Below are 12,280 nucleotides of genomic sequence, written 5' to 3'. Positions count from 1 at the left end.
TGTCACTCCTGCCAGCGCCAGCGCCCTTGGAGCTTATTTATGAGTCGGACTATCAACAGGCTGGCGGTGCTATTGGGCAGCACACTGCTCAGCCTGTCCTTGCCAGCTGCCGAGGGCAAAACGGTGCGCATCTATAACTGGATCGAGTACCTGCCCACGGAGATCCTCCAGGACTTCCAGGCCGAGACCGGTATTCAGCCGGTTTACGATGTGTTCGACAGTGTCGAAATGCTCGAGGCCAAGCTGCTGGCGGGGAACTCGGGGTATGACGTGGTGTTTCCCAGTAGTTCGGGGATTGCCAGGTTTATCCAGCTCGGGGCTTTCGAGCCGCTGGATCGCCGCAAGCTGAGCAACTGGCAGTATCTGGATGGCCGGTTTATGCAGGAGCTGGCCAGCAGCGACCCGGGTAATCAGTACGCGGTGCCCTACATGTGGGGCACCACGTTGATCGGCTACAACCTCGACAAGGTGCGCAAGGCCCTCGGTGCGGATGCCCAGCTGGACAGTTGGGAGCTGATCTTCCGGCCGGACAATATCGCCAAGTTGTCCGGCTGCGGGGTGGGATTTATCGACTCGGCGAGTGAAATCCTGCCTATCGCCCTGCGTTATCTGGGGCTGCCAGCGCACTCGCTGGACCCCGGTGACTACCAGAGGGCCAGGCAGCTGATGCTTGGAATTCGGCCCTATATCAGCTATTTCAACTCCTCGCGCTATGGTATGGATCTGGCCAACGGCGATATCTGTGTCGTGGTCGGCTGGTCGGGCGGCGTCGCGCAGGCAAGCAAACTTGCCAAGGCGGCAGGCAGAGGCGTGCAGATCGAGATGATCCTGCCCAAAGAAGGCGTGCCTCTGTGGGTCGATGTGATGGTGATCCCCAAGGGCACCACGCATATCGATGAGGCGCATGCCTTTATCAACTACATCCTGCGTCCCGATGTGATCGCCAAAATCAGCAATGCGCTCGGTTATCCGAACGCCAACAAGGCCGCGACAGCGCTGGTGGAGGAGAGCATCCGCGGCAATCCCGCCATGTATGTCCCGGATGACCAGCGCGCACGGCTCTATCCGCTGCAGGCCTTGCCACTGCCGATTGAGCGCCTGCGCACGCGCACCTGGAACGCCATTCGCGCTGGCAAATAGAGGGGGTTGGTGAACACTCTGCGTTGGCTCGCTGAGCGAAGCGGGGCGGGTGCGCTGCTATGGCCTAGCGGGTGATTAGTGTTGCCAGTGTTAATCAAATTCATATTTTTTAGATAAGTGGTAGGCGCCTCTGCGCTCGCTGAAAGCCTGGGTGTCTGCTTGTTATTGCCGGGTAAAGGTCATTTATCAGCGGTTAATGCTGCGTTTTCCCCGTTAAATCATCCTTTTTAGCGACTTTAGATGCTCACTGATAGCGTTGGGTTTTATCTTGAAAAATATCAATCTAGTTAATTGACATAACTAATATCTCGGCATAACTTTGCGTCAACCAAACAGACAAGCAAAGGGTGTGGCATGAGCAATTACGAAAACCGCTGGCAAACCGTGAAGGTCGAAGTGGAGGCTGGGATCGCCTGGGTGATCCTCAATCGTCCGGAAAAGCGCAATGCGATGAGCCCGACCCTCAACCGCGAGATGATCGAGGTGCTGGAAGTGCTCGAGCAGGACGCTGACGCCCGGGTGCTGGTGCTGACCGGCGCCGGAGAATCCTGGACCGCCGGGATGGACCTCAAGGAGTACTTTCGCGAAATCGACGCCGGCCCGGAAATCCTCCAGGAGAAGATCCGTCGTGAGGCTTCGCAGTGGCAGTGGAAGCTGCTGCGCATGTACACCAAGCCGACCATCGCCATGGTCAATGGCTGGTGCTTCGGTGGTGGTTTCAGCCCGCTGGTGGCCTGCGATCTGGCGATCTGCGCGGACGAGGCGACCTTTGGCCTGTCCGAGATCAACTGGGGTATTCCGCCGGGCAACCTGGTCAGCAAGGCCATGGCCGATACCGTCGGGCATCGCCAGTCGCTGTACTACATCATGACCGGCAAGACCTTCGGCGGGCAGAAAGCCGCCGAGATGGGCCTGGTCAACGAAAGCGTACCGCTGGCTCAGCTGCGCGAAACCACCATCGAGCTGGCCAACAACCTGCTGGAGAAAAACCCGGTGGTGCTGCGCGCCGCGAAGATCGGCTTCAAGCGCTGCCGCGAGCTGACCTGGGAGCAGAACGAAGACTACCTGTACGCCAAGCTCGACCAGTCGCGCCTGCTCGACACCGAAGGCGGGCGCGAGCAGGGGATGAAGCAGTTCCTCGACGACAAGAGCATTAAGCCGGGCCTGCAGGCCTACAAGCGCTGAGAGCTTGCTCCGGGGGCCTCAGGGCGTGGCCTGCGGGCCTCGCCCTCTACCTTTTTATGCGAGGTGTTCCATGTTTGACGTGCCCCTGCTGATCGCCGGTCAGGCTTGCCCGGCTGCCGATGGTCGTACTTTCGAGCGGCGCAGTCCGTTCACCGGCGAGCTGGTGTCGCGGGTAGCCGCCGCCACCCTGGAAGATGCCGATGCTGCAGTAGCGGCGGCCCAAGCGGCATTTCCCGCGTGGGCGGCGCTGGCACCTGGCGAGCGGCGTTTGCGCCTGCTCAAGGCGGCGGAGTTGATGGATGCCCGCTCGGCTGAGTTTATCGGTGCCGCCAGTGAAACCGGCGCGGCGGCCAACTGGTATGGTTTTAATGTGCAGCTGGCCGCCGGCATGCTGCGCGAGGCAGCGTCGATGACCACGCAGATTCTCGGCGAGGTGATTCCCTCCAACGTGCCCGGCAGTTTCGCCATGGGCCTGCGCCAGCCGTGCGGCGTGGTGCTGGGCATTGCACCGTGGAACGCGCCGGTGATTCTCGGTGTGCGGGCGCTGGCCATGCCATTGGCTTGCGGCAATACCGTGGTGCTCAAGGCCTCGGAACTGAGCCCCTTCACGCATCGCTTGATCGGCCAGGTGCTGCACGAAGCCGGCCTGGGTGATGGGGTGGTCAATGTGATCAGCAATGCGCCAGAAGATGCAGCGGCCATAGTTGCCCGGCTGATCGCCAACCCGGCGGTGCGGCGGGTCAACTTCACCGGCTCCACCCATGTCGGGCGGATCGTCGCCGAGCTGGCCGCGCGCCATCTGAAACCGGCCTTGCTGGAGCTGGGCGGCAAGGCGCCGCTGCTGGTGCTGGATGATGCCGATCTGGATGCGGCGGTCGATGCCGCCGTGTTCGGCGCTTACTTCAATCAGGGGCAAATCTGCATGTCCACCGAGCGGCTGATCGTGGATGCCAAGGTGGCCGATGCTTTTGTGCAGAAGTTGGCTAGCCGGGTCGCCAAGCTGCGCGCCGGTAATCCGCAGGATAGCGATGCGCTACTGGGGTCGCTGATCGATGCGGCGGCCGGCCAGCGCATTCAGACGCTGGTGGATGATGCCGTGGCCAAGGGCGCGTGCCTGGTGGCGGGTGGTGATCTGGATGGCAGCATCATGCAACCGGTACTGCTTGATCAGGTGACCGAACAGATGCGTTTGTACCGTGAGGAATCCTTCGGCCCGGTGGCGGTGGTGCTGCGCGGCGAGGGTGACGAGGAGCTGCTGCGCCTGGCCAATGACTCGGAATTCGGCCTGTCGGCGGCGATTTTCAGCCGCGATGTGTCGCGTGCCTTGGCCCTGGCCCAGCGGGTGGAATCTGGCATCTGCCATATCAATGGGCCGACCGTGCACGACGAGGCGCAGATGCCTTTCGGCGGGGTCAAGTCCAGTGGTTACGGCAGCTTCGGCAGCCGTGCCTCGATCGAGCATTTCACCCAGTTGCGTTGGGTCACGCTGCAGAACGGCCCGCGTCACTACCCCATTTGATTGATCCGGCCTGAGTGGTGGGCCGGCATGGCGCCGGTCGACAGCTCCGCGCGCGAAATAACAAGAATAGGTTGTGCGTCCAACACCTGCGCCCCGCTCGGGGTATCGGTATTGGCGCTGAAAGAGAGGAAAGGCGCAGTGAATGTTGAAGCTGAAGCGCAGCTAGGGTCGGGCAAGGTTGGCTATCGCCAGGTCGCCATCGGCAGTCCTGGCGTGCTGATCACATCAGGCAGTGACGGGGCGATCTATATGCGCCCCCGTGAATCACTGGCGCCGATACCTGTGCGTCTACTGGACCGTCTGCTGCACTGGGCGGCCCTCAAGCCAGAGGCGACCCTGGTTGCCGAACGCGGTGCCGATGGCAGTTGGCAACGCATCAGTTATGCCCAGATGCTGGCGAACGTGCGCGCTATTGCCCAGGCGCTGCTGGCTTACGGCCTGTCCGCCGAGCGGCCGCTGGTGATTCTCTCGGGCAACGATCTAGAGCATCTGCAACTGGCGTTCGCCGCCATGTACGCCGGCATTCCCTATTGCCCGGTGTCGCCGGCCTACTCGCTGCTGTCGCAGGACCTGGTCAAGCTGCGGCATATCTTCGACCTGCTGCAGCCAGGGCTGATTTTTGCCGCCGATGCCGCGCCGTTTCAACGTGCCATCGAAACCCTGGCACCGGTCGAGATGCCGCTGTTGTTCACCCGCGGCGAGCTGCCCGGCCGGCACAGTGTCGCCTTCGCCCAGTTGCTGCAAGCGGCTGGCGGTGCCGAGGCCGATAGCGCCTTTGCTGCGACTGGGCCGGACAGTATCGCCAAGTTCCTCTTTACCTCCGGCTCGACCAAGCTGCCCAAGGCCGTGCCGACCACCCAACGGATGCTCTGCGCGAACCAGCAGATGCTGCTGCAGACCTTTCCCGAGTTCGCCGTCGAGCCGCCGGTGCTGGTGGACTGGTTGCCGTGGAACCACACCTTCGGCGGCAGTCATAACGTCGGCATCGTGCTGTACAACGGCGGCAGCCTGTATATCGATGGCGGCAAACCCACGCCCCAGGGCATGCTCGAGACGCTGCGCAACCTCAAGGAGGTTTCGCCCACGGCCTACCTCACGGTGCCCAAGGGCTGGGAGGAGCTGGCAGGCGCGCTGGAGCGCGACGCCGAGTTGCGCGGGGTGTTTTTCGCGCGGATCAAGCTGTGCTTCTTCGCCGCGGCGGGCCTGTCGCAGAGCGTCTGGGACCGCCTCGACCGGCTGGCTGAACAGCACTGCGGCGAACGCATCCGCATGATGGCCGGCCTGGGTATGACCGAGGCCTCGCCGTCCTGCACCTTTACCACCGGCCCGCTGTCGGTGGCCGGCTACGTCGGCCTGCCGGCGCCGGGGTGCGAGATCAAGCTGGTGCCGCTCGATGGCAAGCTCGAAGCACGCTTTCGCGGCCCGCATATCATGGCCGGCTACTGGCGTTCGCCGCAGCAGACGGTCGAGGCCTTCGATGAGGAGGGCTTCTACCGTTCCGGCGATGCGCTGAAGTTTGCCGATGTACAGCAACCAGAGCTGGGCTTGATGTTCGACGGACGCATGGCCGAGGACTTCAAGCTGTCGTCCGGGGTGTTCGTCAGTGTTGGCCCGCTGCGCAACCGCGCAGTGCTGGACGGTACGCCCTATGTGCAGGATGTGGTGGTGGCCGGGCCGGATCGGGAGTGCCTGGGGTTGCTGGTATTCCCGCGTCTGGCCGAGTGCCGGGCGCTGGCTGGATTGGCGGCGACCGCAAGCGCTGCCCAGGTGTTGGCCAGCGCCGCGGTGCGTGGCTGGTTTGTCGAGTGGCTGCAGCGGCTGAATCGCCAGGCTACCGGCAATGCCAACCGCCTGGAGTGGATCGCTTTGTTGCAGGAGCCGCCGTCGATCAATCGGGGCGAGATCACCGACAAGGGCACCATCAACCAGCGCGCGGTGTTGCAGGGGCGCGCGGCCCTGGTGGAGGCGCTGTACCGTGGCTGGGAGCCTCAGATCATTCGCTACGATGCAGTGCCATGAGTCGGCCGCAGGGGCTGTATTCGGCCTTCGTCGACACGGCGATTCTCGCCGCGGTGCGCACGCCCTGGGTCGATTGTGGCGGCGCGCTGGCGCAGGTGTCGCCCATCGACCTGGGGATCAAGGTTGGTCGCGCAGTACTGATGCGGGCGGGCGTCGACTCTGCAGTGGTGGACTGCGTGCTGGCCGGCTCGATGGCCCAGGCCAGCTTCGACGCCTACATGCTGCCGCGGCATATCGGTCTGTACAGCGGTGTGCCGCAGGCGGTACCGGCCCTGGCGGTGCAACGGATCTGCGGCACCGGCTTCGAGTTGCTGCGCCAGGCTGGGATGGAGGTCGCCAACGGCGCCGAGCGGGTTTTGTGCGTGGCTGCCGAATCGATGTCGCGCAACCCCATCGCCGCCTATACCCATCGCGGCGGTTTTCGCCTGGGCGCGCCGGTGCAGTTCAAGGACTTCCTCTGGGAAGCCTTGTTTGATCCGGCGCCGGGTATCGACATGATCGCCACCGCGGAGAATCTGGCCAGCCGTTATGGCATTCAACGTACCCAGGTAGATGCCTTCGCCCTGGCCAGTTTCGAGCGCGCCTTGGCGGCCCAGCAGCAAGGTTGGTATGCCGAGGAGTTGGTTGCCGTTGGTAATGAACGCTTTGCATTGCCCGGCTATCAGGATCGCGCTATCGAGCTGCCCCGCGGTGTTGAACGGGTCGAGCAGGACAGCCATCCACGCTCCACCAGTCTTGCAGCCTTGGCGCGTTTGCGTGCGGTGCATGCCGGTGGCGTGCAGACCGCCGGCAACAGCTGCGCGGTGGTCGATGGCGCGGCGGCGGCGCTGGTTGGCCGCGAGTCGACCGCCAGTGGTCCGGTCCTGGCGCGGCTGTTGGCCGTCACCGCCGTGGGCGTGGCTCCCGAGGTGATGGGGATTGGTCCGGTCGAGGCTATCCGTCTGTTGCTGGCTCGTAGTGAGCTGAGCCTGGATCAGGTCGACCTGTTCGAGATCAACGAAGCCCAAGGCGCGCAGGTGTTGGCCGTGCAGCAGGAGTTGCAGATCGATAGCGCCCGACTCAATTGCTACGGCGGCTCGATCGCTTTGGGTCACCCACTGGCAGCCACTGGCTTGCGCTTGTGTATGAGTCTGGCGCGTCAGTTGCGCCAGGGCAATTTGCGCTACGGCGTGGCGGCGGCTTGCATCGGCGGCGGGCAGGGTATGGCGGTGCTGATTGAGAATCCAGGCTTCAGGCCGGAAAGCCAAAATGGAGAGCGAGAGGCATCTAGAGTCTGGATGCCACCGGCGTGGCTACCTTTGCGTGTTGCTTGTCGACTACAAAAACAATAATCGAGGTTCATATGTCCAGTTCAACCGTTTATCCGCGCCATTCGCTGCGCACCATCGGGCTCTGCTTCTTTGTCGCCCTGCTTGAAGGCCTGGACCTGCAGGCCACTGGTATTGCGGCGCCCTATATGGCGAGCGAGTTTGGTCTGTCGCCGGCGTCTCTCGGCTGGTTATTCAGTGCCGGCCTGATCGGCCTGTTGCCGGGCGCAGTGCTGGGTGGCGGGCTGGCAGATCGGTACGGCCGCAAGTCGGTGCTGATTGCAGCGGTTATTCTGTTCGGGCTGTTCTCGCTACTGACGGCGCACAGCTCGACTTATGAAGGCTTGCTGGCGGCCAGACTGGTGACTGGCCTTGGCTTGGGCGCCGCATTACCGATTCTGATCGCCCTCTCTTCCGAGACAGTGGATGAGCATCTGCGCAGCACGGCAGTCAGCCTTACCTATTGCGGGGTGCCGCTGGGCGGCGCGCTGGCTGGGTTGCTCGGCATGCTTTCGGTATCCGGTGACTGGCGTCTGGTGTTCTACGTTGGCGGCATTGCCCCGCTGCTGATCGCGTTATTGCTCACTCTCTGGTTGCCGGAGTCGCGCGCCTATCAAGGGCGCTCGGGTGCCGGCTTGTCGATGCCATTGCGTGCGATGGCGAGCTCGTTGTTCAGTCAGGGGCGTGGGAGGGGCACTCTGCTGCTCTGGGCCAGCTGTTTTTTGACCCTTACCACTTTGTACATGCTGTTGAATTGGCTGCCTACGTTGCTGCTGGAACGGGGGATGAGCCGGCTTGACGTTGCGACAATCCAGGTGCTGTTTAACGTCGGTGGGGCTGCTGGAACGCTACTGGCGGGGTTCCTGATGGACCGACAGAAGTCTTTTATGGCGGTTGCTTTAGCCTATCTCGGGATGCTTGTTTCGCTGGCGGCGCTAGGAACGGCTGATCAGTTGCAGTGGCTATTGCTGGCGGGACTGTTGGCTGGAGCCTGTGCGGTAGGAGGGCAGTTGATTCTCTACGCTTTAGCGCCGCGCATGTATCCGGCTGATATTCGCGCCACTGGGGTGGGAGTTGCTGTCGCCGTGGGGCGCCTCGGCTCAATGACTGGACCTCTGGTCGCGGGGCAATTGCTGGCTGCGGGTACGGGTGTCGGTGGCTTGTTGCTCGCGGCGTCCCCCGTAGTGGTGCTCGCGGCAGTGACTGCCGCCGGGCTCATCAACCGCAACGGCGCTGAAATCGGGCTCGCTGATCTGCCAAAAGCCTAAGCAGGGTGTTTACCCACTCTCGTTCTTTTCTGGCTCCTGGATGAGAGTGTCTTTTCCGCGTAAGCGCTTCAGTTGCTGCCTTCATGGATGCAGTAACTGAAGCGCTTACGCGGATTTTTTAATGGGTGGTCCTGAGCGCTCATCCGCTGAAAAGTGGCTGACTGAATCGCTTCTGGTTTCGTCGATAAATACGAATGTTTGCTTCTGGCTTTGGATTCAACCGGTCGATGCAGTTTGGTTAGGAGGGGGCGGTGGCAAAGTACCGTATGAAAATACAACGCTAAGTTGTTGATTCTTTTATGCTACAGTGGCGCCTTCGTGAAACACCAGAAAGCACTGTTTTACCTTATATTTCAATGATTTAGGTGCTATTTGCAGTTGTCTTGACATGCTGGGAGTGACTGATTCGAGTCCAGCCATGCTTAGCAAGTTTTAAAAAGGGTCGCTTTAGAGCGCCCTTTTTTTATTGGCCGCCAAGTAGTATTGCGGCTTTATTGAAGAGTTCTCGTTTTACTACCTCCAGTGACTCTGTTTCGGTACGGTTAGCCTTAGCGCTGCTGCCATTGTTCGGCAGATTAATCGCCATAACAGATACTGGCTCATCCCAACCCATGTGACCTCTGGTACGGGTCACCACTAGGAGAGGAGGCGCCATGCCTATCATCACTCTGCCAGACGGCAGTCAGCGTTCGTTTGATCATCCAGTTTCGGTGCTTGCAGTCGCTCAGTCGATTGGCGCAGGCCTGGCTAAGGCCACCTTGGCCGGCAAGGTTAATGGTCAGTTGGTGGATGCGTGCGACCTGATCGACAGCGACGCCACGCTGCAAATCATTACCCCTAAGGATCAAGAAGGCCTGGAGATCATTCGTCACTCCTGCGCGCACTTGATCGGTCATGCGGTAAAGCAGCTGTATCCGACCGCCAAGATGGTGATTGGCCCGGTGATTGATGATGGCTTTTATTACGACATCGCCTCCGATCGCCCCTTCACTATGGAAGACGTGGCTGCCATCGAACAGCGCATGCAGCAGCTGATCGACCTCGAATACGACGTGATCAAAAAAGTCACGCCGCGTAATCAGGTAATCGAGCTGTTTCAGGCCCGTGGCGAGGAATACAAGCTGCGCCTGATCGAAGACATGCCCAATGAGCAAGCCATGGGCATGTACCACCATGAAGAATACGTCGACATGTGCCGCGGCCCGCACGTGCCGAACACGCGTTTCCTGAAAGCATTCAAGCTGACCAAGTTGTCTGGCGCCTACTGGCGTGGCGACGCTAAAAACGAACAGTTGCAGCGCGTGTATGGCACCGCCTGGGCTGACAAGAAGCAATTGGCCGCTTATGTCTTGCGCATCGAAGAAGCCGAGAAGCGCGACCATCGCAAGATTGGTAAGCGCCTGGGCCTGTTCCACACCCAGGAAGAAGCGCCGGGCATGGTGTTTTGGCACCCCAATGGCTGGACCCTGTATCAGGTGCTTGAGCAGTACATGCGCCAAGTTCAGCGCGAGAACGGCTACCTTGAAGTTCGTACGCCTCAGGTGGTCGACCGTATTCTGTGGGAGAAGTCTGGGCATTGGGGTAACTATGCCGAGAATATGTTCACCACTCAGTCGGAGAGTCGCGAGTACGCGATCAAGCCGATGAATTGTCCGTGCCATGTGCAGATATTCAATCAGGGTCTGAAGAGCTATCGCGACCTGCCGCTGCGCCTTGCAGAGTTCGGTTCCTGTCACCGCAATGAGCCCTCTGGTGCGCTGCACGGCATCATGCGGGTGCGCGGTTTCACTCAGGACGATGCGCATATTTTCTGCACTGAGGGGCAGGTTAGTAAGGAGGCCGCAGACTTCATTAATTTGACCCTGCAGGTCTATGCTGACTTTGGCTTCAGTGATGTCAGGATTAAGCTGTCCACTCGACCAGATAAGCGCGTGGGGGATGACGCCTTCTGGGATCGTGCCGAGGCTGCTTTGGCTGGTGCTTTAGATGCGGCAGGTTTGCCATGGGAGTATTTGCCGGGCGAAGGCGCATTCTACGGCCCGAAGATCGAGTTTACGCTGCATGACTGCCTAGGGCGTGCCTGGCAGTGCGGGACGCTGCAGTACGATCCGAATATGCCGCAACGCTTGGATGCTACCTATGTAGCAGAAGATAACGGCCGGCAAACTCCAGTCATGCTGCACCGGGCAATTCTCGGTTCGTTCGAGCGTTTCATCGGAATTTTGATCGAGCACTACGAAGGTGCGTTCCCGGCTTGGCTGGCGCCGACCCAGGCGGTGATTCTGAATATCACTGATAAACAGGCCGAATTTGCCCTCGAAGTTGAGAAAACCCTCAATCAAAATGGATTTCGTGCCAAGTCTGACTTGAGAAACGAAAAAATAGGCTTTAAAATCCGCGAGCATACTTTGCTCAAGGTTCCCTATCTTTTAGTTATTGGAGATCGGGAGGTTGAGATGCAAACCATCGCCGTGCGTACGCGAGAGGGAGTAGACCTGGGCAGCATGCCCGTCGCCCAATTCGCTGAATTCCTTGCGCAGGCGGTTTCCCGGCGTGGTCGCCAAGATTCGGAGTAATAACTATTAAGCGTGAAATGAGACAGGATAAACGAGCTGCCCCGAAGGCCCCGATCAACGAGAATATCTCGGCACGCGAAGTTCGCTTAATTGGTGCTGAAGGCGAGCAGCTTGGAATTGTGTCGATTGAAGACGCGCTTCTGAAGGCCGAAGAGGCCAAGCTTGATCTGGTGGAAATCTCCGCCGATGCAGAGCCACCTGTTTGCAAGCTTATGGACTACGGCAAGTCGATCTTCGAAAAGAAGAAGCAAGTAGCCGCAGCGAAAAAGAATCAGAAGCAGATTCAGATTAAAGAAATCAAGTTTCGTCCAGGGACGGAAGAAGGGGATTACCAGGTAAAACTACGCAACCTGGTACGTTTCCTTAGTGATGGGGATAAGGCCAAGGTATCGCTAAGATTCCGCGGTCGAGAGATGGCCCACCAGGAGCTGGGAATGGAGTTGTTAAAGCGGGTTGAGACTGACCTGCTCGAATACGGCGCCGTTGAACAGCATCCTAAGATGGAAGGACGCCAACTGATCATGGTCATCGCCCCCAAAAAGAAGAAGTGACCAAAAGGGCACGGCAGGCCTTGCGGTTATGTTTATCAACTGAATGCGGAGTATCCGAACATGCCAAAGATGAAAACCAAAAGTGGCGCTGCGAAGCGCTTCTTGAAAACGGCTAATGGCTTCAAGCATAAGCACGCTTTCAAAAGCCACATCCTGACCAAAATGTCTACAAAGCGTAAGCGCCAATTGCGTGGAAGCGTAATGGTCCATCCATCAGACGTTCGCAAAGTCGATCGCATGATGCGTGTTCGTTAATTTCGGTCAAGATTTAGAGGTAGTTACTCATGGCTCGTGTTAAGCGTGGTGTCGTCGCTCGTCGCCGTCACAAAAAAATTCTGAAACTCGCTAAAGGCTACTATGGTGCACGCTCACGCGTGTTCCGTGTTGCCAAACAGGCAGTGATCAAGGCAGGCCAATATGCCTACCGTGACCGTCGCCAGAAGAAGCGTCAGTTCCGTGCTCTGTGGATCGCCCGTATCAACGCTGGCGCTCGTGTAAACGGTCTGTCTTACAGCCGTTTCATTGCTGGCTTGAAAAAGGCAACAATCGAGATCGATCGCAAAGTACTGGCTGATCTGGCAGTGAACGAAAAAGCGGCGTTTGCTGCGATTGTCGAAAAAGCTAAAGCCACACTGGCCTAAGTCTTTGACAATCACCGGGTTCGCCCGGTGTTAAACGTCACCGATAGGGGAAGAGCCTTTGTGCTCTTCCCCTA

General features: G+C 59.7%; 10 protein-coding genes. All 10 read left to right on the top strand.

Translation table 11 applies throughout. The features are described 5' to 3' along the window. Window positions 1–39 precede the first annotated feature (39 nt). The 10 genes from Q8R10_RS16405 (at window position 40) to rplT (ending at window position 12,206) form a co-directional block, all read left to right on the top strand. Complete coding sequence (locus tag Q8R10_RS16405) at window positions 40–1,140, top strand: polyamine ABC transporter substrate-binding protein (protein ID WP_305654918.1); 1,101 nt, start codon at window positions 40–42, stop codon at window positions 1,138–1,140. A 354-nt stretch (window positions 1,141–1,494) separates the two neighbouring features. Next, window positions 1,495–2,325, top strand: a complete 831-nt coding sequence (locus tag Q8R10_RS16400; RefSeq protein ID WP_305654917.1) for a p-hydroxycinnamoyl CoA hydratase/lyase — start codon at window positions 1,495–1,497, stop codon at window positions 2,323–2,325. A gap of 70 nt (window positions 2,326–2,395) precedes the next feature. After that, window positions 2,396–3,844: an aldehyde dehydrogenase gene (locus tag Q8R10_RS16395; RefSeq protein WP_305654916.1), complete on the top strand. Its 1,449-nt coding sequence runs from the start codon at window positions 2,396–2,398 to the stop codon at window positions 3,842–3,844. Window positions 3,845–3,982: 138 nt separating this feature from the next. Continuing rightward, window positions 3,983–5,863, top strand: a complete 1,881-nt coding sequence (locus Q8R10_RS16390; protein ID WP_305654915.1) for a feruloyl-CoA synthase — start codon at window positions 3,983–3,985, stop codon at window positions 5,861–5,863. Then, window positions 5,860–7,194, top strand: a complete 1,335-nt coding sequence (locus Q8R10_RS16385) for a thiolase family protein (RefSeq protein ID WP_305654914.1) — start codon at window positions 5,860–5,862, stop codon at window positions 7,192–7,194. The genes Q8R10_RS16390 and Q8R10_RS16385 overlap by 4 nt, the downstream gene beginning before the upstream one ends. A gap of 11 nt (window positions 7,195–7,205) precedes the next feature. Further along, window positions 7,206–8,438: a 3-(3-hydroxy-phenyl)propionate transporter MhpT gene (gene mhpT / locus Q8R10_RS16380; RefSeq protein ID WP_305654913.1), complete on the top strand. Its 1,233-nt coding sequence runs from the start codon at window positions 7,206–7,208 to the stop codon at window positions 8,436–8,438. A 653-nt stretch (window positions 8,439–9,091) separates the two neighbouring features. Next, on the top strand, window positions 9,092–11,014 hold the full coding sequence (thrS, locus tag Q8R10_RS16375; RefSeq protein WP_305654912.1) for a threonine--tRNA ligase: 1,923 nt from the start codon (window positions 9,092–9,094) through the stop codon (window positions 11,012–11,014). Beyond that, window positions 11,014–11,565 carry a translation initiation factor IF-3 gene (infC, locus tag Q8R10_RS16370; RefSeq protein ID WP_305655143.1) on the top strand — a complete coding sequence of 184 codons (552 nt, stop codon included), beginning with the start codon at window positions 11,014–11,016 and terminating at the stop codon, window positions 11,563–11,565. Before thrS ends, infC begins: the two co-directional genes overlap by 1 nt. 60 nt (window positions 11,566–11,625) lie before the next feature. Beyond that, entirely contained in the window at window positions 11,626–11,820 is a 195-nt protein-coding gene (gene rpmI / locus Q8R10_RS16365; RefSeq protein ID WP_305654911.1) for a 50S ribosomal protein L35, read from the top strand. Window positions 11,821–11,849: 29 nt separating this feature from the next. Beyond that, complete coding sequence (gene rplT / locus Q8R10_RS16360; protein WP_305654910.1) at window positions 11,850–12,206, top strand: 50S ribosomal protein L20; 357 nt, start codon at window positions 11,850–11,852, stop codon at window positions 12,204–12,206. The last annotated feature ends 74 nt before the right edge of the window (window positions 12,207–12,280 follow it).

Origin of the sequence: Pseudomonas sp., from assembly GCF_030698175.1 — a bacterium.
Taxonomy (GTDB): domain Bacteria; phylum Pseudomonadota; class Gammaproteobacteria; order Pseudomonadales; family Pseudomonadaceae; genus Aquipseudomonas.
Note: the sequence above shows the minus strand (reverse complement) of the source record. Positions and strands in the feature narration are given on the sequence as shown.